The sequence below is a fragment of the Phenylobacterium sp. genome, from assembly GCF_030645195.1.
In the GTDB taxonomy this organism is placed as follows: Bacteria; Pseudomonadota; Alphaproteobacteria; order Caulobacterales; family Caulobacteraceae; genus Phenylobacterium.
The window spans coordinates 1-25,871 of record NZ_JAUSLW010000174.1 but is presented as its reverse complement, the minus strand read 5'-3'; the positions used below and the strand labels follow the sequence as shown (position 1 = coordinate 25,871).

Sequence of the window (25,871 nt, the reverse complement as noted above, 5' to 3'; positions counted from 1 at the left end):
GCTTGGCGCCCGCGGGCTTTTGTTCAAGGGGCTGACGCGGACGGCGGGCGCCGTTAACCTCCGCGCCGAGCATGAACGCCCAGATCCCCCCCTCCGCGGACTCCGCCGGCGCCACCCCGGTCATGGCCCAGTACTTCGAGGCCAAGGCCCGCCAGCCCGACGCCCTGGTCTTCTTCCGCATGGGGGATTTCTACGAGCTGTTCTTCGAGGACGCGGAGAAGGCCGCCGCGGCGCTGGGCATCACCCTGACGGCCCGGGGAAACCACGGCGGCGCGCCGATCCCCATGTGCGGGGTGCCGGTCCACGCCGCCGAGGCCTATCTGGCCAAGCTGATCCGCTCAGGCTTCAAGGTCGCCGTCTGCGAGCAGATGGAGGACCCCGCCGAGGCCCGCAAACGCGGGTCGAAGTCCATCGTGCGGCGCGATGTGGTCCGGGTGGTGACGCCCGGCACGCTCACCGAGGACGGCCTGCTGGATGCGCGCGGCGCCAACCGGCTGGCCGCCGTGGCGGTCCGCGCCGGGGCCGCCGCCGTGGCCAGCGTCGAGCTCTCCACCGGCGAGGTGGAGTGCTGGGCCGTGGCCCGGGAGAACCTGGCCTCGGCGCTCGCCGCGCTGGGTCCCTCCGAGATCCTGGTCCCCGACCGGCTGTTCGCCGACGAAGGCATGAACACCGCCCTGCGCAGCGCCGGCGGGGTTATCCAGCCCATGCCCTCGGCGCTGGCCGAACCCGCCGCGTCGGAGGCCCGGCTGAAGCGGCTCTACGGCGTCGAGACCCTGGACGGCTTTGGGACCCTGTCGGGGGCCGAGATCTCGGCGCTCGGCCTGATCGCCGCCCACCTGGAGACCACCCAGGCCGGCCGCCTGCCGGCCCTGACCGCCCCGCGCCGGGCCGGCGAGGCCGACGTCATGGCCATCGACCCGGCCACCCGCACCAGCCTGGAGATCGAGAAGAGCCTCTCGGGCTCCCGCGAGGGCTCCCTGCTGGGCGCCATCGACCGCACCATCACAGCCCCGGGCGCCCGGATGCTGGCCGCGCGGCTGGCGAGGCCGCTGCTGGACCCCGCCGCCATCGAGGCGCGCCTGGACGCCGTGGGCTGGTTCGTCGAGCGCCGGCCCCTGCGCCAGAAGCTGCGGGAGGAGCTCAAGGGCCTCGGCGACATGGCGCGAGCCCTGTCGCGCCTGGCCCTGGGGCGCGGCGGCCCCCGCGACCTCGGCTGCCTGCGCGACGGCCTGGCCCGCGGCGAGGCCATCGCCACCCTGTTCGCCGGCGCGCCGGAGCCCCTGGACCCGCCGCCGCCCGCCGAGGTCGCCGGCGCGCTGGCCGTGCTGCACGCCTACGACCATTTCGACCTGGGCGCCTTCCGCCAGATGCTGGCGCAGGGCCTGGGGAACGAGCTGCCGGCCCAGGCCCGCGACGGCGGCTTCGTGGCCCCCGGGGTCCGGCCGGAGCTGGACCAGGCGCGGGCTTTGCGCGACGACAGCCGCCGGGTGATCCTGCAGCTGGAGGCCCAGCTCCAGGCCGACAGTGGCGTGGCCCTGAAGATCCGCCACAACGCCGTCCTGGGCTATTTCGTCGAGACCACGGCCAAGGCCGCCGAGCCCCTGATGGCCCCGCCGCTCAACGCCACCTTCATCCACCGCCAGACCCTGGCCAACCAGGTGCGCTTCACCACCGTGGAGCTGGCCGAGCTGGACGCCAAGATCGCCCAGGCCGCCGAGCGGGCCTTGGCCATCGAGGTGGCCACCTTCGAGGCCTGGCGCGAGGCCGCCATCGGGGTGGCCGCCGCCATCCAGGCCGCCGCCGAGGGCGCCGCCCGCCTGGACGTGGCCGCAGGGTTGGCCGAATGGGCCGACGACGTCGGCGGGACGCGCCCGATCATCGACCGCTCCACGGCCTTCGAGGCGGTCGCCGCCCGCCATCCGGTGGTGGAGGCCGCGGTCAAGCGGGCCGGGGAGCCCTTCACCCCCAACGACTGCCGCCTGGACGGCGCTGGGGTCGTGGGCCCGCGCCTGGCCATCGTCACCGGGCCGAACATGGCCGGCAAGTCCACCTTCCTGCGCCAGAACGCGCTCCTGGCCGTGCTCGCCCAGTCGGGCTGCTACGTGCCCGCCCAGAGCCTGCGGATCGGGGTGGTGGACCGCCTGTTCAGCCGAGTCGGGGCGGGCGACGACCTGGCCCGCGGCCGCTCGACCTTCATGGCCGAGATGGTGGAGACCGCCGCCATCCTCACCCAGGCCACCCCGCGCTCCCTGGTCATCCTCGACGAGATCGGCCGGGGCACGGCCACCTATGACGGCCTGGCCATCGCCTGGGCCTGCGCCGAGGCCCTGCACGAGACCAACCGCTGCCGGGGCCTGTTCGCCACCCACTATCACGAGCTGGCGGTGCTGGAGGGCCGGCTGGCCCACGTCGCCAACCTGTCGCTCAAGGCCAAGGAGTGGAACGGCGACCTGATCTTCCTGCACGAGGCGGGCCCCGGTCCCGCCGACCGCTCGTACGGCGTGCAGGTGGCCAAGCTGGCCGGCGTGCCCGCCCCGGTGGTGGTCCGCGCCCGCGAGGTGCTGGAGCGCCTGGAGCGGGAGACCGGCGCCCCGGCCCATCTGGAGGACCTGCCCCTGTTCGCCGCCACGGCGCCCGGCCTCGCCGAGCGTTCGGGCCCCAGCGCGGTGGATGCCGCCGTCGCCGAGCTCGACCCCGACAGCATGAGCCCGCGGGAGGCCATGGCGGCGCTCTACCGGTTGAAGGGGCTGCTCAGCTAGGCTCGCCAGAGAATGGTGCGATGCAAAATATTAAGCATCGCGCTGCACCATTTTTTAAGCGCCAGGGTACAAAAACGCCTCCGACGAGCGCGGGCCTCCTCCCCATTTTCCGCGCCGCAGGAGATTAGAACATGATCCGCATCGCCGTTCTCGCCGCCGCCGCCGCCCTCCTCGCCACCTCGGCCAGCGCCACCGAAATCCGCGTCTCCCTCGCCGGCAAGTCCGCCGACCAGATCAACGCCGACATCGCCGATGCGGCCCGCACCGTCTGCCTGAAGGACACCGCGGGCGACACCATGATCCTCGGCGCCTACAGCCGCTGCGTCCGCGACACCCTGAAGGTGACCCGCGAGAAGCTGGCCGCGCTCTAAGCCGCGCGGGCTCGATCAGATTGCAGGAAGGCCGGCGCTCACGGGCGCCGGCCTTTTTCTTTGGCCGCGGCCCTGTGCGGGGTTCGCCCGGGGCGCGGCGCGGCCCTATATGTCGGGGATCGTCTCCCCAAGGGCACAACATGCCGCCACGCCTGCGTCCCACGCGCCTGGAATATGTCGTTGACGGCATCCGGCTGCGCGCCCAGCTCTCCGCCGCGGCCCTGGACGCCGCGGGCGACGAGGCCGAGCAGCGCCGGCGCGCCCTGGACATCCTCAAGCAGGCCCTGTTCCGCGGCCGGATGATCGCCAAGGAGCGGCTGGAGAACGGCGCCGGCGGCATCGAGACCGCCCGCCTGCTCTCCGGGGTCACCGACGAGGTGGTCACCGCCCTCTACGACTTCACCACCGTCCACGTCTTCCGGGCCCGCAATCCCACCGAGGGCGAGCGCCTGGCCTTGATGGCGGTCGGCGGCTACGGGCGCGGCACGCTGGCGCCCTTCTCCGATCTCGATCTGCTGTTCCTGCGTCCCTACAAGCAGACGGCCCACGCCGAGAGCGTCATCGAGTACATGCTCTACGCCCTCTGGGACCTGGGCTTTAAGGTCGGGCACGCCTCGCGCACGGTCGAGGAGTGCATCCGGCTCTCCAAGGAAGACTTCACCATCCGCACCTCCATCCTGGAGGCCCGGCGCCTGACCGGCGACGAGAAGCTGGCCGAGGAGCTGACCCGCCGCTTCGCCGCCGAGGTGGTCAAGGGCACCGGCGCCCAGTTCGTCGCCGCCAAGCTCAAGGAACGCGACGAGCGCCACGACCGGGCCGGCGCCACCCGCTACCTGGTGGAGCCCAACGTCAAGGAGGGCAAGGGCGCCCTGCGCGACCTCAACACCCTGTTCTGGATCGCGCAGTACCTGAACCCCTCGGCCCAGGCCCGGATGGACGGCATCGTCCATCTGGAGATGTTCGAGCGCCGGGAGGTGGCCGCCTTCCTGCGCGCCTTCGACTTCCTGTGGGCGGTGCGCTGCCACCTGCACTTCGCCACCGGCCGCCCGGAAGAGCGCCTGACCTTCGACCTGCAGCCGGAGATCGCCCGGCGCATGGGCTATGGCGACCGCGGCGACGCGCCGGCCGTCGAGCGCTTCATGCGGCGCTACTTCCTGATCGCCAAGGAGGTGGGCGCGCTCACCCGGGTCTTCGCCGCCAAGCTGGAGTCCGAGCGGGTCAAGTCGCAGCCCAGGGGCATCTCCCGCCTGCTGCCGGGCCGGGGCCAGTCGCGCAAGAAGGTGCTGGACCCCGGCTTCCACGAGGAGGGCGGCCGTCTCAACATCGACGGGCCCGAGATCTTCGAGGCCGACCCCCTCAACCTGCTGCGCCTGTTCCGCCTGGCCGATCAGCGGAACCTGGATCTGCACCCCGACGCCTTCACCGCCGCCACCCGGTCCCTGCCCCTGATCACGTCGAAGACCCGGCGCGATCCCGCCGCGGCCAAGGTGTTCCTGGACATCCTGGCCCGGGGTCGCGACCCGCAGCGGACGCTGACCCTGATGAACGAGGCGGGCGTCCTGGGCCGCTTCCTCCCGGAATTCGGCCGCATCGTCGCCCAGATGCAGTTCAACATGTACCACTCCTACACGGTGGACGAGCACACCCTGCGGGCGGTCGGCGTGATCGCCCAGATCAAGGCCGGCCGCTTCGCCGAGGACCATCCGCTGTCGACGGCCATCATGCCGCTGATCGACGACCCCGAGGCCCTGTTCCTGGCCATGCTGCTGCACGACACCGGCAAGGGCGGGGCCGGCGGCCAGGAGAAGGCCGGGGCCCGGGCCGCGCGCCAGGCCTGCGAACGCCTGGGCCAGGACCGCAAGCGCATCGAGCTGGTGGCCTGGCTGGTGGAGCATCACCTGGTGATGAGCGACTACGCCCAGAAGCGCGACGTGTCGGATCCGCGCACGGTGGTGGACTTCGCCCGCATCGTGGAGACCCCCGAACGCCTGCGTCTGCTGCTGGTGCTCACCGTGGCCGACATCCGCGCCGTGGGGCCGGGCGTCTGGAACGGCTGGAAGGGCCAACTGCTGCGCGAGCTCTACGCCGCCACCGAGGCCGTGTTCCGCGGCGGCCGGGGCTCGGACGCCGCGGCCGCCGTGCGCCGTTATCATGAGAACGCCGCCTATGACGCCCGCATGCGGCTGGTGGCGGTCGATCCCGCCGCCACCGCCTGGGCCCAGGCCATGGAGGACGCCTATTTCACCTCCTTCGCCGAGGCCGAGGTGCAGCGCCACGCCATCCTGGCCCGCCGCGCCGAGACCTCCGGCGCCGCCGCCGAGGGCCACATCCGCCCGGGCCTCAACGCCTCTGAAGTGGTGGTGGCCGCCCCCGACCGGCCCCGTCTGTTCGTCGACCTCGCCCATGCGGTGACGGCGCTCGGCGCCAATGTGGTGGGCGCCAGAGTCTTCACCTCGCGCTCGGGCCAGGCCCTGGACGTCTTCTATGTGCAGGATGTCACCGGGGCGGCCTATGGCAGCGACAACGGCAAGGCCCTGGCCCGCCTAGCCGAGGCCCTGGAGGCCGCGGCCCGCGGCGAGCCGGTGAAGACCGAGACCAAGCGCACCTCCGACTTCAGCCGCGCCGCGGCCTTCTCCATCACCCCCACCGTCATGCTCGACAACGACGCCTCGGAGGTCTCGACGGTGGTGGAGGCCTCGGGCCGCGACCGGCCGGGCCTGCTGGCGGCCCTGGCCCAGCCGATCTCCGAGGCGGGCCTCTCCATCCTCTCGGCCCATATCGACGGCTATGGCGAGCGGGCGGTGGACGCCTTCTACGTGGTGGACGCAGCGGGCAAGAAGCTCACCGATCCCAAGGCCATGACCAGCCTCAAGGCCGATCTGATGGCGGCCCTGGACGAAGGCGAGGCCGCCGCCGCCCCGAAGAGCCGCGCCAACCTGCAACGGGCCCGGGCCAGCGTCGCGCGCTGATCCCTTGACGGCGCGCGCGGCCCTGCGCACAGAGCCAAGGTGAGCGATCCAACCCCGACCCCGTCGTCCGCCCCCGTCAAGCCCGGCGGGATGATCCGCTCGTCGATGATCTATTCGGCCCTGACCCTGGTCAGCCGGTTCATGGGCCTGGCCCGGGACCTGGTGATCACCGCCCGCCTGGGGGGCAGCTCCAACATCGCCGCCGACGCCTATTTCACGGCCCTGACCTTCCCCAACCTGTTCCGCCGGATCTTCGCCGAGGGCGCCTTCGCCGCGGCCTTCGTGCCCGACTATTCGCGCCGGCTGGCCAGCGACGGCCGCGAGGCCGCCGACGCCTTCGCCGCCGACTCCCTGGCGACGCTCGCGGCCGCCACCGTGGCGGTGACCATCGCCTGCCAGCTGGCCATGCCCTGGCTGATGATGGCCTACAGCCCCGGCTATATGAGCGACCCGGCCAAGTTCAAGCTGGCGGTGCTGCTCACCCAGATCACCATGCCCTACCTGCCCTGCATCTCGATCGCCTCGCTGTTCGCGGGCATCCTGACGGCGCGGGGCCGGTTCGTGATCTACGGCCTCTATCCCACCATCCTCAACGTGGTGATGCTGATCGCGGTTCTGCCGCAGAAGGATCCCACCCAGGCGGCCTTCGCGGCCTCGGTGGGGGTGGTGATCGCCGGCGTCGGCCAGGCCGCCATCTGCTGGTGGGGCGCCCATCGCACCGGCGCCCGGGTCCACCTGAAGGCCCTGAAGTTCACCCCGGAGATCAAGGCCCTGGCCCGCCGCGCGGTGCCCGGCGTGATCGCCTCCAGCGCCGTGCAGATCAACCTGTTCATCTCCGCCATCCTCGCCTCCCAGGTGGCCGGCATGCGGGTCTGGCTGAACGTCGCCGAGCGCTTCTACCAGCTGCCGCTCAGCCTGGTGGGAGTGGCCATCGGGGTTGCCCTGCTGCCCAGGCTCTCCACCGCCTTCCAGCTGGAGGACCACGAGGACACCCAAGGCGCCATGGACCAGGCCATCGTCTTCGCCCTGGCGTTGAGCCTGCCCGCCGCCGCGGCCCTGATGGCCATGCCGGTCTACCTGGCCGACGGCCTCTTCGCCCGCGGCGAGTTCACACACGCCGACGCGGCCTCCTCCGGCGCGCTGATCTTCCACTATGGCTGGGGGCTGCCGGCCTTCATCCTGATCAAGATCCTGCAGCCGGCCTTCTTCGCCCGCGGCGACACCAAGACCCCGATGCGGTTCTCGCTGATCTCCGTGGCGGTCAACATCGTGCTCGGGGTGGCGCTGTTCTACACCCTCGGCTTCCCCGGCATCGCCATCTCCACGGCCATCGCCTCCTGGGGCACCGTGGCTCAGATGGCGCTCCTGCTCTGGCGCCAGAAGGTCTATCGCCCCTCGGCCAAGGCCACCGGCAAGATCCTCCGCGTGATCGCCGCCAGCACCGTACTGGGCGTTCTGCTGGCGCTGGCCACCCACTTCCGGAGCGTCATCGAAGCGCCGTTGGCGGGCATCGGCGGCGCCAAGGAGATCACCGTTCTTGCGGTCTCCCTGGTGGGCGGCCTGCTCTATCCGGTCCTGCTGTTCGCCTTCGGCGGCGTCACCCCCGCCGAGGTGCGCGGGGCGCTGCGGCGGCGCAAGGGCGACGTGGCCGTGGCCGTCCCCGACCTCTGACGGACTTGCCCAAAGCGTCCGCGCGGACTATTCGCAACGCCATGGCTTATCCGGACGCATTCTCCTGGCGATGGCGCAGCGCCTGATCCCGCTTCCGCGGCGCGCGACCGCGCGCCCCCACGTCCTCCGTTTCAAAGCCTGATCCCATGACCGAACAAGCTCCCGCCGCCTATGCCGGCAAACGACGCGTGCTCTCCGGCGTTAAACCCACCGGCGATCTGCACCTGGGCAACTATCTCGGCGCCCTGGTGAAGTTCACCCGCATGCAGCACGAGGCCGAGACCTTCATCTTCGTGGCTGACCTGCACGCCATCACCGAGTGGCAGGACCCCGCCAAGCTGACCGCCCAGACCCGCGAGATCGCCGCGGCCTATCTGGCGGCCGGTCTGGATCCGAAGATCGCCACCATCTTCCCGCAGTCGGCGGTGACCGAGCATGCTGAACTGGCCTGGATCTTCAACTGCGTCGCCCGGGTCGGCTGGCTCGATCGGATGACCCAGTTCAAGGACAAGTCGGGGAAGAACAAGGAGAAGGCCAGCGTCGGCCTCTACACCTACCCGGTGCTCCAGGCCGCCGACATCCTGCTCTACAAGGCCACCCACGTGCCGGTGGGGGACGACCAGAAGCAGCACGTCGAGCTGACCCGCGACATCGCGGCCAAGTTCAACCACGACTTCGACGCCCCCGGCTACTTCCCCCTGCCCGAGCCCATCCACCAGGGCGCCGGGGCGCGGATCATGTCCCTGCGTGACGCCAGCGAGAAGATGAGCAAGTCCAACCCCTCGGACGCCGCGCGCATCAATCTCACCGACGACGCCGACGCGGTGGCCCAGAAGATCCGCAAGGCCAAGACCGATCCCCTGCCCCTGCCGGAGACGGTCGATGAGCTGAAGGATCGGCCCGAGGCCCAGAACCTGGTGGGCATCTACGCCGCCCTGGACGGCCGCACCTCCGCCGAGGTGCTGACCGAGTTCGCCGGCGAGGGCTTCGGCGCCTTCAAGCCCCGCCTCGCCGACCTGGCCGTCGCCAAGCTGGGGCCGGTGGGGACCGAGATGCGCCGGCTGATGGCCGACCCTGCCGAGATCGACAAGGTGCTGGCCGCCGGCGCCGAACGGGCCCGGGCCGCCGCCGCCCCGACGCTCGCCGAGGTGAAGAAGCTCGTCGGCTTCTGGGGCGCCTAAACCCTAGCTGCGGAGGTGGCTTGCATCCGGACCGGGAGCAAGCCACCGTCGCCCCATGAGCCAACGCAAGTTCCTGGTCATCGCCGACGACAGTCCGGAGTTCCTGGCCGCGCTGAAGTTCGCCTGCCGCCGCGCCCGCTCCACCGGCGGCCATGTGGCCCTGCTGCGGGTGATCGAGCCGGCCGTCTTCGAGCACTGGTCGGGCGTCCGGGAAGAGATCGAGCGCCAGGCCCGCGAGGAGGCCGAAGCCGCCCTGCAGAAGATGGCTCAGTTCGTGGTCACCGAGACCGGGGTCGCCCCCGAGTTCATCATCGAGCACGCCGACAACACCCGCGCGGCCCTGCGCAAGGTGGTCTCCGAGGACCCGGACATCAAGATCCTGGTCCTGGCGGCCGCCGTGGAGGGCCGCGGCCCCGGCCCCCTGGTGGCCTCCATCGCCAAGGAGGGGGTCAAGTGGGGCGCCCGCAAGCTACCGGTCACCATCGTCCCGGGCGATCTGACCGACGACGAGATCGCCGATCTGGCGTAACTAGACCGTATCGATACGGGCGAGGCGTTTCATGGACCGCAAGTTGGCGCTGATCACGGGGGCTTCGGCCGGGATCGGGGCGGCCTTCGCCAGGATCTACGCCAGCCACGGCTATGACGTGGCGCTCACCGCCCGCCGCGCCGACCGGCTCGACCGCCTGGCCGAGGACATCCGCCTGCGGCATGGCGTGGAGACCCTCACCGTCGCCGCCGACCTGGCCGACCCCGCGGCCCCCGGCGCCATCCTCGACCATCTCACCGCCCACGGCCGGCGAGTGGACGCCCTGATCAACAACGCCGGCTTCGGCCAGCCCGGAACCTATGCCGACACCACCTGGGAGCAGCAGCAGGCGGTGATCCAGGTGATGCTGACCGCTCCCAGCGAGTTGGCCCACCGGGTGCTGCCGGGCATGGTGGATCGCCGGTTCGGCCGCATCGTCAATGTGTCCTCGCTCGCGGGCCTGATCCCGGGCTCGGCCGGCCATACCCTCTACGGTGCCACCAAGAGCTACCTGGTGAAGTTCTCCCAGAGCCTGCACCTGGAGAACCTGGCCACGGGGGTCCATGTCAGCGCGCTCTGCCCCGGCTTCACCTATTCGGAATTCCACGACGCCAACGGAACGCGGGAGCGGATCAGCGCCTCGACGCCCACCTGGCTGTGGCTGGGCGCCGACGAGGTGGCCGCCGCCGGCTACGAGGCCGTGGAGGCCAACCGCGCCGTCGCCGTCCCCGGCGCCCCCAACAAGGCCATCGCCGGCCTGGCCAGGCTCATCCCCGACGACTGGGCGCTGGCCCTGATGGCTTGGCAGGGCCCGCGCTTCCGCAAGGTGTAGCCCCACCCTCCCCTTCATGGGGAGGGTGGACGAAGCGCAGCTTCGGACGGGTGGGGAATGCCGCCATACTCCCCCACCCCGGCCGGCAAGCCGGCCTGCCCCTCCCCATGAAGGGGAGGGAGGGGCCGCTCAGTGCGCCCCGTAGGGCGCGGCGGCCTTGCGCAGGATGACGTCGTGGGTGCTATCGGCGATGCCGATCATCACGAACTGGACGGCCAGCGCGCAGAGGATCAGGCCCAGGACCCGGACCACGATGGTCAGGCCGATCTTGCCCAGCATGCGGGTGATCAGCGGGCTGGCCCAGAAGGCCAGCATGGTCGACAGCGCCGTGGCCGCGATGACGCCGACCCCCACCGCCGCGCCCACCAGGCCGAACCGCTTGGCCTCGCTGGCGTAGATGATCACCGTGGAGATGGCGCCAGGCCCGATCAGCAGGGGCATGGCGAAGGGCACGATCATCCGCTCGAAGCGCTTGCGGGCATGGGCCCGGCCCTCGCCGGGGGTGGTGTCGACGGCCTCGACGCTCGCAGCCATGTCGCCGCGCACCATGTCCAGGCCCAGCAGGAACAGGATGATGCCGCCGGCCATGCGGAAGGCCGGCAGGGAGATGCCGAAGAAGGCCAGCAGGGACAGGCCCGAGAAGTAGAAGAAGGTCAGGAAGAACAGGATGAAGAAGGCGATATAGACCGCGATCAGCCGTGAATCCTTGCTCTTCACCCCCATGGTCGCCGCGGCGAACAGGGGCACGGTGCCGATCGGGTCGATCAGGGCGAAAAGGGCGACGAAGAAGTTGACCGCGAAGTCTGCCGGGCTCATTGCAGCGTCTTAGCCCAATTCGTCTCCCGCGCCGACCTCCTGGCTGAGGTCACGCGCGCCTGCCCGGAGCTAAGCCATGTCCGACGCCCAGACCCTCGTGAAGGCCGACCCCCGCCTCATCATCCCCCTCGACCTGCCCACGGCCGCCGAGGCCCGCGCGATGGTGGACGCGCTCGGCGACACCGTCAGCTTCTACAAGGTGGGCCTGGAGCTGTTCGCCACCGGCGGCGGCATGGGTCTGGCCGCCGAGCTGAAGGCCCAGGGCAAGCAGGTTTTCCTGGACTGGAAGCTGCACGACATCGGCGCCACGGTGCAGCGCTCGACCGCTGTCCTGGCCGACTCAGGCTGCGACTTCCTCACCGTCCACGGCGAGCCCCAGGTGATGGAGGCCGCCGTGCGCGGCAAGGGGCGCTCGAACCTGAAGATTCTGGCGGTCACGGTGCTCACCAGCCTGTCGGACGCCGACCTGCTGGAGATGGGCTTCTCCGAGACCGCGCGGTCCCTGGTGGAGCGCCGCATCCACCAGGCGATGAAGGCCGGCTGCGACGGCGTGGTGGCCAGCCCGCATGAGGCGGCGCTCGCCCGCGCCATCGGCGGCAAGGACTTCCTGGTGGTCACTCCCGGCGTGCGTCCCGACTGGTCGGCCCGGAACGACCAGGCCCGCGCCGCCACCCCGGCCGACGCTCTAAGGGCCGGCGCCTCCCATCTGGTGGTGGGCCGCCCCATCACCGCGGCCAACGACCCGCGCGAGGCCGCGATCCGCGTGGCGGGCGAGATGGCGGGGATCTGACGCCCTACCTGTGGCCGTGGCCGCCGCAGGTATTGCACCCGCCGCCGCCCTTGCGACCGCCGCCGCGGCCGATATTGACGCTGACATGGCTGCTGGAGCTGGCGAAGGCCGAGGCCCGCGCGCTGGCGCTCGCCCCGGCTCCGGCGCCGGCGAATCCGCCGCCGCCGCTCATCACATAGCCGCCGCCCCCGCCGTAGCCGCCCTCGGGATAGGGGCCGACGCCGCCGTCATAATAGAAATTGCCCAGGGTCAGCTCGCCGCACTGGCGGCAGCCGCCGCACCGCTGCTCGCGGCAGGGGGGCGGGCCGCGATCGTCATAGCGGTCGTCGCGGTCATACCTGCGGTCCCCGTAGCCATACCCCCGGTCGTCATGGCGAGAGGCGCAGCCCCCGCAGCTGGGATAGCCGTAGTGCTGGGCCACATCGCCATAGGTGGGCAGGTTGAACCCGCCGCCCCCGCCGCAGCGATCGGGGCAACCGGCCAGGGCCGCGCTCGCGCCCAGGGCCAGGGCCAGGCCCATCGCCATCCGAATTAACCAGGACATGCCGCGCCTCCACCAGGTCTCGCGGCGACAAACCTAGGCCCGGCAAGCGGTTGCGGCGACCGCTCACGCCTCAGGCGCGAAAGCTGGCGCGGAAAGGGTTAACAGGCTTGGCCGTGTCAGAAGTCGACGGCGATGCCCTTGCGCTCCCAGTCGCCGAAGCGGGTGGGTTCGGGACCGGCGGGGCCGCCGTCCTCTGCCGGCGCCGGGGCGGCCCCTGCCTCGGCGTGGCGGGCGGCGGCTTCCTCCAGCGCCCGGCGGGCGGCGGGGGTCAGGGGCTTGCCGGGGGCGGCGTTCGGGGGCGCGGAGTCTTCCATGGGGGCAATCTAGAGCCTCCGGGGCTCCCGCGCCAGTTGTCGGGGCCAAGCGTTGCCATGGAACTCAACCCATTTTAGGTAGAGCGATCAGCGTTCGCTCCGCGTCAGGCGAGGGCGGACGCGCAACATTCGGGGGAGTGTTTCAGATGTCCAAGATTTCCGTCGCCTTCTTCGGCGCCGCGGTCCTCTACGCCCTGCTGGGCATGAGCCTCGGCATGTACATGGGCGCCACCGAGGATTTCACCCTGTCGCCCGTCCACGCCCACATCAACCTGCTGGGCTGGGCGACGCTCGCCCTGATGGGGACCTTCTACGGCCTGGCCGGCGCCCAGGCGCCGACGCGTCTGGCCTGGACCAATTTCGCGGTCTCCAACCTCGGCAACCTCATCAGCCTGCCCCTGCTAGCCATCATGCTGAAGGGGAACAGGGCCTATGTGCCGATCATGGTGGGCGGCGAGGTGCTGCTGGTCCTGGGCATGGCGATCTTCGCCGTGGCGGTGCTCAGCGTGGCCCGCAAGCCGGCCATCGCCTAGGGCGCCGCGCGACGTCAGGGCTTGCCTCAGGACCGCTTTGGGGGCACGCCGCCCGCGTGACCGACCTTGCATCCCCTGACGCCGCCGGCCTGCCGGCCCGCCGCGCCGCGCTCGACCTGTTGAGCGCCGCGCTCGCTCGCCGCACCGGCTTCGACGAAGCCGCCGCCACCCCGGCCTTCCGCAACCTGGCGCCCCGCGACCGGGGCTTCGCCCGCGCCCTGGTGCTGGCCACCCTGCGCCACCTGGGTCCCATCGACCGGGCCCTGGACGCGCGGCTGTCGCGGGACCCGCCCGACGTGGTGCGCAACATCCTGCGCCTGGGCGCGGCGCAGGCCTTCGTCCTGGGCACCCCGGCCTTCGCCGCCGTCGGGACCAGCGTCGACCTGGTGGCCGCGCTGAAGGAGGGCCGCGCCTTCAAGGGGGTGGTCAACGCCATCCTGCGGGCGCTCACCCGCGAGCCGCCGGACATGACCGATCCGGAGTCCCTGGCCCCGCCCTGGCTGTTCACCCGCTGGAGCGCCGCCTTCGGGGCGGAGGCGGCGCGCGCCATGGCCACCCTGATCGCCGCCGAGCCGGCCACCGACCTGTCCCTCAAGGGCCCGGCCTCCCCGGAGCTGCTCGCCGCCCTCAAGGCCGAGGAACTGCCGGGGGGAACCCTGCGCTCGGCCCTGCGGGGCGAGATCTCCACCTGGCCGGGCTTCGCCGACGGCGCCTGGTGGGTGCAGGACGCCAGCGCCGCCGTCCCCGCCCGGCTGCTGAACGTGAAAGCCGGCGAGAGCGCGCTCGATCTCTGCGCCGCCCCGGGGGGAAAGACCCTGCAACTGGCCGCCGCCGGCGCGGAGGTCACCGCCGTCGACCGCTCCGCCGCCCGCCTGGTGCGGGTGGCCGAGAACCTCGCCCGCCTGGATCTAGCCGCCGAGACCGTGGCCGCCGACGCCGGGGCCTGGAGCGACGAGCGCAGCTTCGACGCCGTCCTGCTGGACGCCCCCTGCAGCGCCACGGGCACCTATCGCCGCAATCCCGACGTGCTCTGGGCCGCCAAGCCGGGCGATGTCGCCGCGCTCGCCGGCGTCCAGGCCAAGCTGCTGGACTCCGCGGCCCGCCGCGTGAAGCCCGGCGGCCGCCTGGTCTATTGCGTCTGCTCCCTGGAGCCGGAGGAGGGCGAGGCCCAGACGGCCGGCTTCCTGGCCCGCAACCCGGACTTCGCGCTCGCCCCCATCTCGCCCGGCGAGGGTGGGGCGCCGGAGGCGAGCGTGAGGGCGGACGGCACGCTCAGAATCCTGCCCCACCACCGCATCGGGGGCACGGACGGCTTCTTCGTCGCCCGCTACGTCCGCGGCGCCTAACTCCGCCTTGTCCCGGGCGCCGGGCCCCGTTAAGTCGGGACCATGACCGCGCGCACCCCGATCATCGCCCCCTCCATCCTGGCGTCGGATTTCGCCAAGCTGGGGGAAGAATGCCGCGCCGTGGCCGCGGCCGGCGCCGACTGGCTGCACATCGACGTGATGGACGGCCATTTCGTGCCCAACATCACCATCGGCCCCGACGTGGTGAAGGCCCTGAAGCCCCACGTCTCGATCCCCTTCGACGTCCACCTGATGATCGCCCCGGTCGACCCCTATCTGGAGGCCTTCGCCGCCGCCGGGGCCGACCTGATCAGCGTGCATCCCGAGTCCGGCCCCCACCTGAACCGCACGCTGAAGCGCATCCGCGAGCTGGGCTGCAAGGCCGGGGTGGTGTTCAACCCGTCGACCTCGCCCTCGGTGATCGAGTGGATGATGGACGAGGTCGACCTGATCCTGGTGATGTCCATCAATCCCGGCTTCGGCGGCCAGACGTTCATGCGCTCCCAGCTGGCCAAGATCGCCCGGCTGCGGGAGATGATCGGCGACCGCGACATCCACCTGGAGGTGGACGGCGGGGTGACGGTGGAGACCGCCCCCCTCTGCGTGGCCGCCGGCGCCACGGCCCTGGTGGCCGGGACCGCGGTGTTCAAGGGCGGCCCCGCCGCCTACGCCGCCAATATCGCCGCCCTGAAGGGCGGGTAGGACCCGGCATGGCGGGCGGCCCTCCGGCTCTGACGCGCCTGCCCGGCCGAGTCTTCCTCCAAGCCCTGGCCCAGGGAACCCGCCGCCAGGCCCAGCGGGAGTGGGCCGGAACCCCCATGCACCGCTGGCTGTTGGCCAGGCCGCGCCCCGAGGGGCTGGCCGCCGATCCCCACGATCCGCGCCCGGTCGATCCGGAGGCCGGCCGCCGCATCCTGGACGGCCGCTTCGTGTTCGGCGGCGCGACCCTGGAGACCGGGACCCGCGGCGATCCCTGGGACCGTCCCAGCCCCACCCGCCGCTTCGCCGCCCTCCTGCACCGCTTCGACTGGATGCCCGACCTGCTGGCGACCGGCGAGGCGGGCGCCGCCGAGGGCCTGCGCCTGACCCTGGACTGGAGCCGGGTATTCGGCCGCTGGAACGGCTTCTCCTGGGCCCCGGAGGTGCTGGAGCGGCGGACCTTCAACCTGGCCTGCGCGGTCCACACCCTCTGCGCCCGGGCCTCCGACGCCGAAACCGCCCTGATAACGCTCGATCTCGCCCGCCAGGCCCGCCATCTGCTCTCCAGCATCGAGGGGCCGGTGCGCGCCGCCGAGCGCGCGGCGGCCGCCACCCTTGCCGGGACCGCGCTCTCCGGCGAGGCCGGGGAACAGCTCGTCGACCGGGGCCTGATCCGGCTGGAGCGGGCCCTCTATGCCACCGTCCAGCCCGACGGCGGCCACGCCTCCCGCAGTCCCCGCGCGGCGCTGGAGCTGCTGCTGGACCTCCAGGCCCTGGACGAGGCCCTGGTCCAGCGCGGCATCGCGGCGCCCGACGAGATGATGCGGGCCATGGACCGGCTCACCGGCGCCATCCGCTTCTTCACCCTGGCCGACGGCTGCCTGCCCGACCTGCAGGGGGGCGAGGCGGGGCGACGTCCCTATGTCGCCGCCGCCCGCGCCAGCGAGGAGGCGCCCGCCCGCCCGCCGGCGGCCCGGAACGGCTATCAGCGCCTGGAGTCCCGCAGCCTGCAGATCCTGGCCGACTGCGCGCCCCCGGCGCAAGGGCCCTGGAGCGTGACGGCCTGCGCCCAGCCCCTGGCGCTGGAGGTGCTGGCGGCCGGCCGGCGGATGATCGTGGCCTGCGGCTGGTCGCCGGAGGCCAACGGCCCCCAGGCCCTGCGCCTGGCCGACGCCGCCTCGACGGTCAGCGTCGGCGACGCGTCTTGCGGCGAGCCCCTGCGCGGCTTCCGGGCCGGGGCGCTGGGCCCCCGGCTGGTGGACGCCTATGAGACCGTCGCCGCCCAGCGCCACGAGACCCGCGAGGCCCTGTGGCTGGAGATGTCCCACGACGGCTGGGTCCCGCGCTTCGGCCTGCGCCATGAGCGGCGGCTGTTCCTGGACCTGATCGCCGACGAGCTGAGGGGCGAGGATCGCCTGGTCCCGGCCGAGGGCGCCGCGGGCGACCACGACGGCCGCCGCTTCGTCCCCTTCATGGTCCGCTTCCATGTCCACCCGGAGGTCCGCGCCAGTCTGGCCCGGGACGGCAAGAGCGTGCTGCTGCGGGCGGAGGGGGACGAGACCGGCTGGTGGCTGCGCAACGACGCCCAGGAGGTGGCCGTGGAAACCTCGGTCTATTTCCAGGACGGCCTGCCCAAGCGGACCCACCAGATCGTGCTGCGCGGCAACGCCCGCCTGGACGCCGGCGCCCGGGTGCGCTGGAAGCTCGCCGCCGCCGAGGCCTGGCCGCCGCCGCATTGACGGGTGGGTCTACCGGGACTAAAGCGACCCCGACCTGCGTGACTGGCGAACTGAGGTGGGAGACCACCGGGGAGCGCGGGGTCCATATGCCGCTCGCCTGGGCAACTCCTCAAACGATGAAGGATTTGCCGTGCCCGCAGCCCCCGACTTCCCCAAACCCGCCGACCGCGCCCCCATCAAGCGCGCCCTGATCTCGGTCTCCGACAAGACCGGCCTGGTCGAGGCCGCCAAACTCCTCGCCGAATTGGGCGTCGAGCTGGTCTCCACCGGCGGCACCCGGGCGGCCATCGCCGGCGCCGGCCTGGCGGTGAAGGATATCTCGGAGCTGACCAATTTCCCCGAGATGATGGACGGCCGGGTCAAGACCCTGCACCCCATCGTTCACGGCGGCCTCCTGGCGGTGCGCGACGCCCCCGACCACGCCAAGGCGATGGCCGAGCACAGCATCGGCGGCATCGACCTGGTCTATGTGAATCTCTACCCCTTCGAGGCCACGGTGGCCGCGGGCGCCGACTTCGAGACGGCGATCGAGAACATCGACATCGGCGGCCCGGCCATGATCCGTTCGGCGGCCAAGAACCACGGCTATGTCTGCGTCTGTACCGAGATCTCCGACCTGGAGGAGGTTCTGGCCGAGCTGAAGGCCGCCGGGACCACCAGCCTGGCCCTGCGCAAGTCGCTGGCCGCCCGGGCCTATGCGCGCACGGCGGCCTATGACGCGGCCATCTCCACCTGGTTCACCGCCGCCCTGGGGGACCTCGCCCCCAAGCGCCGGACCATCGCCGGCGAGCTGGTCCAGACCATGCGCTATGGCGAGAACCCCCACCAGACGGCCAGTTTCTACCGCTTCGCCGATCCGCGTCCGGGGGTGGCCACCGCCCGGCAGCTCCAGGGCAAGGAGCTCAGCTACAACAACATCAACGACACCGACGCGGCCTTCGAGCTAATCGCCGAGTTCGACCCCGCGGCCGGCCCGGCCTGCGCCATCATCAAGCACGCCAATCCCTGCGGCGTGGCCACCGGCAAGACGATGGTGGAGGCCTATGAACGGGCGCTGGCCTGCGATCCCACCAGCGCGTTCGGCGGCATCATCGCCCTGAACCAGAAGCTGGACGCCGCCACCGCGACCGAGATCCTCAAGCTGCTCACCGAGGTGGTGATCGCCCCCGACGCCGACCCCGACGCCGTGGCCCTGTTTTCCAAGAAGAAGAACGTGCGGCTGCTGACCACCGGGCGCCTGCCCGACCCCCTGGCGGCCGGGACCACCTTCAAGTCGGTCTCCGGCGGCTTCCTGGTGCAGAGCCGCGACGACGCCCGGCTGACGGCCGCCGATCTCAAGGTCGTCACCAAGCGCGCGCCCACCGACGAGGAGGTGCGCGACATGCTGTTCGCCTTCACCATCGCCAAGCACGTCAAGTCCAACGCCATCGTCTATGCCCGCGCTGGGCAAACCCTCGGCGTCGGCGCGGGCCAGATGAACCGCAAGGATAGCGCCCGCATCGCCGCCCTGCGGGCCGCCGATTTCGGCCTGGACCTCAAGGGCTCGGCCTGCGCCTCGGAGGCCTTCTTCCCGTTCCCCGATGGCCTGATCCAGGCCGCCGACGCCGGCTGCACCGCGGTGATCCAGCCGGGCGGCTCCATCGGCGACCAGAAGGTCATAGACGCCGCCGACGAGCGGGGCCTGGCCATGGTCTTCACCGGGGTGCGGGTCTTCCGGCACTAGCTCCGGCTAGGCCGTCCGCGTGTCCCACCAGCGCCACAGGGCCGCGAGGCCCCAGAAGATCTCGATCAACCCGAAGGGCCAGGCGCCCTGCAGGAAGGCGTAGGACGAGGCCGCGAAATTGGCGAAGGCGAAGCCCAGGGTCCACCAGGGGCTTCGCCTTTCCATGATGTAGCAGAACAGACTGGCGCAGACGGCGGCGAGGCCGAACAGCGACAGGGCGTCGAAGTGAAATCCCATCAGGGGGCCTTAGCAGCTTTCCGCAAGCTGGGGCTGTCCAGATCGAGGTCGGCGACCGGGATCACCTCCAGGTCGGGGCGCCGCGCCTTCAGGCCCTCGGCGAAGCTCTTGGCGTCCCCGGCGACGATGACGCTGACATGGGCCGGATCGAGCTTGGTCTTGGCGAAGTCCTGCACCTGCGCCCCGGTCACCGCCTCCACCTTGGCGGTATAGGCGTTCACTTCGTCCAGCGGCACGCCGTAGAGGGCGAGGTTCCCCAGGATGTCGGCCAGGCCGTCGGTGGTCGCCAGCTGGCGGCCGAAGCCGCCGATCAGCACCGACTTGCGGGCCTTCAGCTCGTCGGCCCCGGGCGGGGTCGAGCTCAGGCCCTTCATCTCGGCCAGGATCAGGTCCAGCACCTGGGGCGCGGACTCGTTCTTGGTCTGGGCCGCGGCGCGGAACAGGCCGGTGGTCCGCCGCGGGGTGAGGGACGAGCTGGCGCCGTAGGACAGGCCTCGCTTGATGCGGATCTCCTGGTTCAGCCGGGCCGAGTAGCCGCCCCCCAGCACGGTGTTGGCGACGATGCCCGGATAGTAGGCCGGGTCGTTGCGGGGGATGGCGGGGCCGGCCACGCTCACCGCCGCCTGGCCGGTTCCGGGCAGGTCGATGGCGATGGCCCGGGGCTTGGCGGCCGGCGTGATGGTGGGCGCGACCGGAGTCGGCGCAGCCGGCTTCTTCCAGTCGCCGAAGGTCCGTTCGGCGAGCGCGAAGCCCTGGGCGGGGGTGATCTTGCCGGTGAGGACCAGGATGGCGTTGTCGGGCCGGTAGTAGGCCTCGTGCAGCTTCACCAGGTCGCCGGTGGCGAACCTGGCCACCGAGGCGGGGGTGCCGCCGGCCACATGGCCGAAGGCGGTGCCGGCGAAGACCGTGGGGCCTGCGGCGAAGGCGGCCAGCTGGCCCGGCTCCTGATAGGCCACCGACAGGCCGTCCAGGGTCTGGGCCCGCTGGCGCTCCAGCTCCTCGCTGGCGAAGGCCGGGTTCTTGGCCACGTCGGCCATGATCGCCATGGCTGCGTCCAGGTTGCCGGGCATGACGTTGAGGGTGACGGAGCTGCTCTCCTGGCCGCCGCCGGACTCAAGCGTCGCCCCCAGGGCTTCGGCCTGCTGGGCGATCTCCGGGGCGCTGCGGGTCTTGGTGCCCTCGGTCAGCATGCCGGCGGTCATGTTGGCCACCCCCGCCAGGCCGTTCGGATCGGCCCAGGCGCCGGTCTTGACGGTGAGGTCGGCGGTCACCAGGGGCAACGTCGTGGACTGGGCGACGATCACCCGCAGGCCGTTGGCCAGCGTCTTCTCCGCCGGCTTGGGCAGGACCGGGCTGACGGGTTCGGCCAGCGGCGGCGGCGCCTGGCGCTGGCCGGCCGGCAGCAGCTCGCTCACCGGGCCCGTATATTTCACCGAGGCGACGACGGGGGCGGTCTCGGCGGCGGCGACCTCGCCCTTGGGCCGGTCGGAGTCCGCCAGGTAGCGGATGGTCATCCGCCGGTCGTCGGCCAGGTACTTGGCGGCCACCCGCTGCACATCGGTGGCGGTCACCGCCTGCAACTCGGCCAGCTCCGTATTGGCCTGGGCGGCGTCGCCCTCGGTGCGCAGGGCGTAGCCGAGCGCAAATGCGCGGCCGTCGATGGTCTCCCGCTCGCGAAGCTTGCCGGCCACCAGCTCGTTCTTGGCTTCCGACAGCTCGGCCGGGGTGGGCGGGGCGTCGCGCAGGCGCTTCACCTGCGCCAGCAGGGCCTTCTCGCCCTCGTCGATGGTGTGGCCCGAGGCCATGATCGAGCCCACCATGAACATGCCGGGCTGCTGTGGCAGGTCGGCGCTGGAGAAGACCTGGGCCGAGATCTGCTGGTCGTAGACCAGCGCGTCATAGAGCCTGGCCGACTTGCCCGAGGACAGGATGGCGTCCAGCACCTTCAGGGCCGGGGCGTCCGGGTCGGCGGCCTTGGGGCCCAGCCAGGTGATGGCCACGGCGGGCAGGGGGACGTTGGGGCCGTAGCCGGTATAGACCCCGGGGCCGGTGCGCGGCGGCTCGACGGCGGTGACGCGCGCCAGCGGCTGGGCCGGGGGTTTCAGCGGGCCCATATATTTGTCGACCCAGGCGTTCAACGCCTTCTCGTCGAAATTGCCCACCACGATCAGGGCCGCGTTGTCGGGCCGGTAATAGGCGGCGTGGAAGGCGCGCACGTCGTCGATGGTGGCGGCGTCCAGCTCCTCGATGGAGCCGATCCCCGGCCGCTTGTAGGGGTGGGTCGTGTAGCTGGCCTTGGGCAGGTACAGGGCGAACAGCCGGCCATAGGGGCTGGCCAGGACCCGCTGGCGCAGCTCCTCCTTCACCACGTCGCGCTCGGACTTGAAGTTCTCCTCGTCCACCACGAGGGAGCCCAGCCGTTCGCTCTCCACCCAGATCAGCCGCTCCAGGTGGTTGGCCGGCACCACCTCGTAATAGTTGGTGAAGTCGTCATAGGTGGACGCGTTGTTGATCCCGCCCACGTCCTCGGTGAAGCGGTCGATGCTCTCGGCCGGGAAATCCTTGGTGGCCTTGAACATCATGTGCTCGAACAAATGGGCAAAGCCCGAGCGGCCCAGCGGGTCGTCCTTCGACCCCACCCCGTACCAGACCTGCACCGTCACGTTCGGCGTGGTGCGGTCGAGCGAGCTGTACAGCTTCAGCCCATTGGCCAGAGTCCGTTCCTTGTAGGCGATCGGCGGGACCGTGTCGGCGGCGAAGGCGGGCGCGGTGGCGGCGAGCCCCAGGCTCAGGGCGGCGGCGCAGGCGAAGGTGCGGAACATGGACGCGTCTCGAAGGGGGCGGGGTTGACGCGAACCTAGCACCCGCGACGCGCGAGGGAAGCTTACGGGATTGTCATGCAGTCGTGGGGGTGGGGCCGCATGATTGGCTCGGCACCCTTCGGTTGGGCTTGGCGAGCTGGACGGCAAAGCCCAATATCTCGCGAGGGGACTCTGATGCCGAGCATTGTCGAACAAATCCAATTGGAGGCGGTCTCAAACGAGATTCCCGTCTCCCAACTCCTGCGGCGTATGAAGCTTGCCGCTCTGAAGTTGAAACTCAATTCCATCGCCGCGTGGGTGGATCATGAGATCGAAGGATACGGGGACGCTCCGATCCCCGAGTATCGGTCGATCTCCGGCGCTCCAGTCGCCCACAACCCCTACAACGGATGGATTCCCATCCAAGCTGATGCCGGGTCAATGAAGTACCTTCGTCAGCGCGAGATTCGCCAATCGATCGCCAGCCTGGAAGCGTTGTTGCCAGGCGAGGGCATGATCTTTTTTCAGTATTCGCCAGAGATCGTGGACATGCTGAATCGAGGATCGGACGTCCGATTCGCGAGAATGGGCCTGAATGTTGATCGTAGCACAATAATTGGCCTTCTTGATCGCGTTCGGGGCAAGGCGCTTGACTGGGCCATCGAGCTTGAGAGCGCTGGCATTACAGGCTCAGGCGTTAGCTTCACTACGGAGGAGATCCGGACGGCCGCCAGCTTGGCCGTCAACATTGGAACGTTCTCAGGCGCAATCAACACAGGCAGTGCAACAGGGTCGGGCGCTAGAATTTACAACGCCTCGACAGACAACTCGGTAAATTCGGTTTCGCTAGATTTGGGTAAATTCGATCAACTTGTGGAGGCGGTCGAGGGCATAAGAATTAAGAAAGATCGAGAGTCCCTACTTCACCAAGTTGAGATCATGAAGAAGGCTGCGGGTACGTCTCGATTTCTTGCCGCATATCAAGATTTTATTAGCGCAGCATCCGACCACATCACAGTGGTAACGCCCTTTCTTCCGTGGCTTGGAGCGCTGATCGCCGCACAAGCGTCTTGAAGTGACGATGTGTCACCAGCCGCAACGTGTCACCATCTCGGCACACGGCGGGCCGAGATGGCGATTGCTTAGAGATCAGGCCGCCAGGCCCAGTCCCTCGCTCAGATGCGCGAAGTCGGCCGCCGAGATGTTGGGTCGGACGGCCACGGACAGGATGGCGCCGAAGGCTTCGGCCGGCGCATTGGCGCGCAGGGCGCTGAGCATGCCGATGCGGTCGGTGCGGGTGGCGGCCGGAATCATCAGGCCGGCCACCGCCATCATCTCCTCGGGCGGGATCTGGCTGACGATGGCGTCCTCCAGGGCCATCAGCTCGTCGTCGGAGAACAGGCTCTGCAGGATCGGCAGCATCAGCTGCTCCTCCTCGGCCATGTGGGCGAAGTCGTCGGCCGCGAACAGCGAGAAGCGCAGGTAGAGGGCGCGAAGCAGGGCGTTGGTCTCCGCCCCCTCGCTGCGTTCGACGCGGCAGATCAGGGCCTCCAGGTCCTCGAAGCTGGCCCGGTGATGCGCGTGGGCTTGTTCTAGCCGGGTCGTGGCGCCCGGGGCGCGGGCCTCCAGCGCGGTGTGGATCACCGCGTCCTCGTGGGCCAGATGCTGCTGCGACAGGGCAAGCTGGGCGCGCAGGTCGGTCAGCATCCGGGACAGGTCCGGATCCCCGGCGTCGGCGGCGCCCAGGCGGGTCAGCACCTGGCACAGGCCAAGGCGGATACCCTTGTGGATCGGGGCGTAGAAGTCGTGGGTGGCGCGGGGTTTGGCTTGGATGAAGGACATGAAGGTTCTCCGCCCGCCGCGGCGTCCGCGGCGGGTCTTCAGAAGGGGGCTAGGCGGCCCGGGCCTGGCCGAGGGCCGAGACGAAGCCGTTGAAGCCGGCATAGGTGGCGTCCCAGGACGGCAGGGCCTTCATCCGCTCGATCCAGGCCTGGATGTTGGGGTAGGGGCTGAAGTCGAAGCTCGAGGCCTCGCCCAGGGTCACGAAGGCCGAGCCCAGATAGTCGGCCAGGCTGATCTCGCCGCCGCAGACGAAGGGCCGGTCGCCCAGCATGTGACGGTCCAGCACGGTCAGCCAGCGCGGCGCGTGCTCGGTCCCGAATGCCACCATGGCCTGGGCCAGGTCGGGGTCCACTCCGTGCGGGATGCCGAAGTTCGGATAGACGGTGAACAGGCAGAAGTACTCGTGGAAATTGGTGGCGAACCAGTCGAGCGCCTCATTGACCCGGGCCCGGGCCTTGAGCTCGGTGGGATAGGCGGGCGAGCCGACCTTGTCGGCTAGGTACTTCAGGATCGCCGAGGATTCGCCCAGCGCGAAGTCGCCGTCCGCCAGGAAGGGCACCACGCCGTTGGGGTTCACCGCCAGATAGGCGGCCTCGCGGTTGGCCTGGGTCATCAGGTCCACATGGACCCGCTCCAGCGGGATACCGGCCTCGGCGGCGAACAGCATCACGGGGCGCGAGGTGGTGGAAATCGGGTCACAATAGAGTTTCATCGGGGCGTCTTGTTCTTGTCAGGGTTGCGGGGGGCGGGGTTTAGTTCGACGAACGCGGGTCGGCAATCAGCGGTCTTGCAGGAAGGTTCTGCGGAAATGCAGAATGGGGCGATGTTCGACTGGAACGATCTCAAGGCCTTTCTCGCCGTCGCCCGCGGCGGCTCGACCCTGGCCGCGGCCAGGACCCTGAAGATCAACCAGACCACCGTGGCCCGGCGTATCGAGGCCCTGGAGACGGCCCTGGGGTTGAAACTGTTCGAGCGCGGCCAGGCCGGCAGCCGGCTCACCGAGGCCGGCGAGGACCTGCTGGCCGAGGCCGAGCGGATGGAGGTGTCCGCCAAGGCCTTCGCCAACCGGGCCGGCGCCCACCAGCGCGGGCTGGCCGGGACGCTGAGGGTCACCTCCACCGAGATCCTCGCCAACCTGGCCATCACCCCGGCCCTGGTGGGGTTCCGGGAGCTCTATCCCGACGTGAAGGTCGATTTGATCCTCAGCGACCTGCCCCTCGACCTGGCGGCCGGCGAGGCCGACGTCGCCATCCGGGCGGGCCAGGCCCTGACGGTGTCGGACCTGGTGGCCCGCAAGCTGGCCGATTTCGAGTTCGCCCTCTATTGCAGCCGCGACTACGCCGCCCGCCGCGGCCTGCCCGCCACCCTGGAGGACCTGCGCCAGCACGACCTGATCGGCGGGGAGGGCGGCCGCATGGCCCTGCCCGGCACCCGCTGGATGTTCGAGCAGGTCCCCGGCGCGGTCCCGGCCCATTCCTCCAACTCGATGACCAATCTGAACCTGGCGGTGAAGGCGGGCCTGGGCGTCGCGCCCATCGGCTGCCTGCTGGCCGACCTCGACCCCGACCTCATCCAGGTCTGGCCGCCGATCCCCGACCTGGGCGCCAGCGCCTGGGTGGTGACCCGGGCGGAGATGAAGGACACCCTGCGGGTGCGGGCCTTCATCGACTTCATCGTCCCCCACTTCGCCACCCTGCGCCGCACCCTGGAGGCCCAGGGTGCGGCCATGAAGGCCCAGAAGGCCGCCGCGGTGGTGGCCTTCCCGAAGACAGGCTGAGGGATGCTCCTCCCCTTGGACCGGGGAGGAGAGCCCGGGCCTACTCCGCCAGCTTCACCAGCATCTTGCCGGCGTTGCGGCCTTCCATCAGGCCGATCAGTGCGGCCGGCGCGTTGGCGATCCCGTCCAGGACGGTCTCCTGGTACTTGACGCGGCCGTCCTTCAGCCAGCCGGCCATGTCGCGCTGGAAGTCGGCGTACATGTGCATGAAGTCCGTGCCCACGAAGCCCCGCAGCATCACCCGCGAATAGATGATGTTGGACAGGTTCGAGACGTTGGAGTGGCCGGAATTGTAGCCGGAGATGAAGCCGCAGACCGGGATGCGGCCGAGCGTGTTCATGCGGCGCAGGGCCGCCTCCAGGTGATCGCCGCCGACATTGTCGAAATAGACGTCGATC

General features: G+C 70.7%; 22 protein-coding genes, 1 pseudogene and 1 riboswitch. Of the genes and pseudogenes, 15 read left to right on the top strand and 8 right to left on the bottom strand.

Going from position 1 to position 25,871, the window contains the following annotated elements:
• The first annotated feature begins 71 nt into the window (after positions 1 to 71).
• From mutS to Q7T09_RS14420, 7 genes are all read left to right on the top strand, one after another.
• The gene (gene mutS / locus Q7T09_RS14450; protein WP_304700588.1) at positions 72 to 2,759 is read left to right on the top strand and encodes a DNA mismatch repair protein MutS; all 2,688 of its coding nucleotides are present in this window, start codon (positions 72 to 74) and stop codon (positions 2,757 to 2,759) included.
• Positions 2,760 to 2,890: 131 nt separating this feature from the next.
• Positions 2,891 to 3,130 (top strand): hypothetical protein, encoded by a 240-nt coding sequence (locus tag Q7T09_RS14445; RefSeq protein WP_304700587.1) that lies wholly within the window; start codon positions 2,891 to 2,893, stop codon positions 3,128 to 3,130.
• A gap of 140 nt (positions 3,131 to 3,270) precedes the next feature.
• Positions 3,271 to 6,099: a [protein-PII] uridylyltransferase gene (locus tag Q7T09_RS14440; RefSeq protein ID WP_304700586.1), complete on the top strand. Its 2,829-nt coding sequence runs from the start codon at positions 3,271 to 3,273 to the stop codon at positions 6,097 to 6,099.
• A 39-nt stretch (positions 6,100 to 6,138) separates the two neighbouring features.
• Positions 6,139 to 7,770, top strand: a complete 1,632-nt coding sequence (gene murJ / locus Q7T09_RS14435; RefSeq protein WP_370689255.1) for a murein biosynthesis integral membrane protein MurJ — start codon at positions 6,139 to 6,141, stop codon at positions 7,768 to 7,770.
• Between the two features lie 146 nt (positions 7,771 to 7,916).
• The gene (gene trpS, locus Q7T09_RS14430; RefSeq protein ID WP_304700585.1) at positions 7,917 to 8,951 is read left to right on the top strand and encodes a tryptophan--tRNA ligase; all 1,035 of its coding nucleotides are present in this window, start codon (positions 7,917 to 7,919) and stop codon (positions 8,949 to 8,951) included.
• Positions 8,952 to 9,006: 55 nt separating this feature from the next.
• The gene (locus tag Q7T09_RS14425; RefSeq protein ID WP_304700584.1) at positions 9,007 to 9,480 is read left to right on the top strand and encodes a universal stress protein; all 474 of its coding nucleotides are present in this window, start codon (positions 9,007 to 9,009) and stop codon (positions 9,478 to 9,480) included.
• A 31-nt stretch (positions 9,481 to 9,511) separates the two neighbouring features.
• Positions 9,512 to 10,312 (top strand): SDR family oxidoreductase, encoded by an 801-nt coding sequence (locus Q7T09_RS14420; RefSeq protein ID WP_304700583.1) that lies wholly within the window; start codon positions 9,512 to 9,514, stop codon positions 10,310 to 10,312.
• Between the two features lie 129 nt (positions 10,313 to 10,441).
• Here the strand turns inward: Q7T09_RS14420 and Q7T09_RS14415 are convergent, their stop codons facing one another.
• Positions 10,442 to 11,128: a MarC family protein gene (locus Q7T09_RS14415; protein ID WP_304700582.1), complete on the bottom strand. Its 687-nt coding sequence runs from the start codon at positions 11,126 to 11,128 to the stop codon at positions 10,442 to 10,444.
• A gap of 97 nt (positions 11,129 to 11,225) precedes the next feature.
• On the opposite strand from Q7T09_RS14415, the gene pyrF reads away from it, so the two are divergent.
• Positions 11,226 to 11,918: an orotidine-5'-phosphate decarboxylase gene (gene pyrF, locus Q7T09_RS14410; protein WP_304700598.1), complete on the top strand. Its 693-nt coding sequence runs from the start codon at positions 11,226 to 11,228 to the stop codon at positions 11,916 to 11,918.
• A 4-nt stretch (positions 11,919 to 11,922) separates the two neighbouring features.
• Here the strand turns inward: pyrF and Q7T09_RS14405 are convergent, their stop codons facing one another.
• Together Q7T09_RS14405 and Q7T09_RS14400 are read right to left on the bottom strand one after the other, a co-directional pair.
• Positions 11,923 to 12,462, bottom strand: a complete 540-nt coding sequence (locus Q7T09_RS14405) for a hypothetical protein (RefSeq protein WP_304700581.1) — start codon at positions 12,460 to 12,462, stop codon at positions 11,923 to 11,925.
• Between the two features lie 116 nt (positions 12,463 to 12,578).
• Positions 12,579 to 12,776, bottom strand: coding sequence for a DUF1674 domain-containing protein (locus Q7T09_RS14400; RefSeq protein ID WP_304700580.1), 198 nt, complete (start codon positions 12,774 to 12,776; stop codon positions 12,579 to 12,581).
• Positions 12,777 to 12,922: 146 nt separating this feature from the next.
• On the opposite strand from Q7T09_RS14400, the gene Q7T09_RS14395 reads away from it, so the two are divergent.
• The 5 genes from Q7T09_RS14395 to purH all read left to right on the top strand — a co-directional run bounded on the left by Q7T09_RS14395 (position 12,923) and on the right by purH (position 18,816).
• Positions 12,923 to 13,309 carry a hypothetical protein gene (locus tag Q7T09_RS14395; RefSeq protein ID WP_304700579.1) on the top strand — a complete coding sequence of 129 codons (387 nt, stop codon included), beginning with the start codon at positions 12,923 to 12,925 and terminating at the stop codon, positions 13,307 to 13,309.
• Positions 13,310 to 13,365: 56 nt separating this feature from the next.
• On the top strand, positions 13,366 to 14,655 hold the full coding sequence (locus Q7T09_RS14390) for an RsmB/NOP family class I SAM-dependent RNA methyltransferase (protein WP_304700578.1): 1,290 nt from the start codon (positions 13,366 to 13,368) through the stop codon (positions 14,653 to 14,655).
• A 42-nt stretch (positions 14,656 to 14,697) separates the two neighbouring features.
• Positions 14,698 to 15,357, top strand: coding sequence for a ribulose-phosphate 3-epimerase (rpe, locus tag Q7T09_RS14385; protein ID WP_304700577.1), 660 nt, complete (start codon positions 14,698 to 14,700; stop codon positions 15,355 to 15,357).
• 8 nt (positions 15,358 to 15,365) lie between these two features.
• Positions 15,366 to 17,093: a heparinase II/III family protein gene (locus tag Q7T09_RS14380; protein ID WP_304700576.1), complete on the top strand. Its 1,728-nt coding sequence runs from the start codon at positions 15,366 to 15,368 to the stop codon at positions 17,091 to 17,093.
• A gap of 28 nt (positions 17,094 to 17,121) precedes the next feature.
• A riboswitch (ZMP/ZTP riboswitch) is annotated at positions 17,122 to 17,203 on the top strand.
• A gap of 20 nt (positions 17,204 to 17,223) precedes the next feature.
• A complete protein-coding gene (gene purH, locus Q7T09_RS14375; protein WP_304700575.1) occupies positions 17,224 to 18,816 on the top strand; it encodes a bifunctional phosphoribosylaminoimidazolecarboxamide formyltransferase/IMP cyclohydrolase in 1,593 nt (530 codons plus the stop codon).
• Positions 18,817 to 18,822: 6 nt separating this feature from the next.
• Here the strand turns inward: purH and Q7T09_RS14370 are convergent, their stop codons facing one another.
• Both Q7T09_RS14370 and Q7T09_RS14365 read right to left on the bottom strand, forming a co-directional pair.
• Complete coding sequence (locus Q7T09_RS14370; RefSeq protein WP_304700574.1) at positions 18,823 to 19,053, bottom strand: hypothetical protein; 231 nt, start codon at positions 19,051 to 19,053, stop codon at positions 18,823 to 18,825.
• Positions 19,053 to 21,875 carry a pitrilysin family protein gene (locus Q7T09_RS14365; protein WP_304700573.1) on the bottom strand — a complete coding sequence of 941 codons (2,823 nt, stop codon included), beginning with the start codon at positions 21,873 to 21,875 and terminating at the stop codon, positions 19,053 to 19,055. The genes Q7T09_RS14370 and Q7T09_RS14365 overlap by 1 nt, the downstream gene beginning before the upstream one ends.
• A 174-nt stretch (positions 21,876 to 22,049) precedes the next feature.
• Between Q7T09_RS14365 and Q7T09_RS14360 the strand changes: the two genes are divergently transcribed.
• Entirely contained in the window at positions 22,050 to 22,928 is an 879-nt protein-coding gene (locus tag Q7T09_RS14360; RefSeq protein ID WP_304700572.1) for a hypothetical protein, read from the top strand.
• 75 nt (positions 22,929 to 23,003) lie between these two features.
• Here Q7T09_RS14360 and Q7T09_RS14355 read toward each other — a convergent pair whose 3' ends face one another.
• Positions 23,004 to 23,696, bottom strand: coding sequence for a hemerythrin domain-containing protein (locus tag Q7T09_RS14355; RefSeq protein WP_304700571.1), 693 nt, complete (start codon positions 23,694 to 23,696; stop codon positions 23,004 to 23,006).
• A 49-nt stretch (positions 23,697 to 23,745) separates the two neighbouring features.
• Complete coding sequence (locus tag Q7T09_RS14350; RefSeq protein WP_304700570.1) at positions 23,746 to 24,408, bottom strand: glutathione S-transferase family protein; 663 nt, start codon at positions 24,406 to 24,408, stop codon at positions 23,746 to 23,748.
• Between the two features lie 96 nt (positions 24,409 to 24,504).
• Here Q7T09_RS14350 and Q7T09_RS14345 point away from each other — a divergent pair, with 96 nt between their 5' ends.
• The gene (locus Q7T09_RS14345; RefSeq protein WP_304700569.1) at positions 24,505 to 25,473 is read left to right on the top strand and encodes a LysR family transcriptional regulator; all 969 of its coding nucleotides are present in this window, start codon (positions 24,505 to 24,507) and stop codon (positions 25,471 to 25,473) included.
• Between the two features lie 40 nt (positions 25,474 to 25,513).
• Here the strand turns inward: Q7T09_RS14345 and Q7T09_RS14340 are convergent.
• A pseudogene (locus Q7T09_RS14340) lies at positions 25,514 to 25,871 on the bottom strand (NADP-dependent oxidoreductase); the annotation flags it as partial.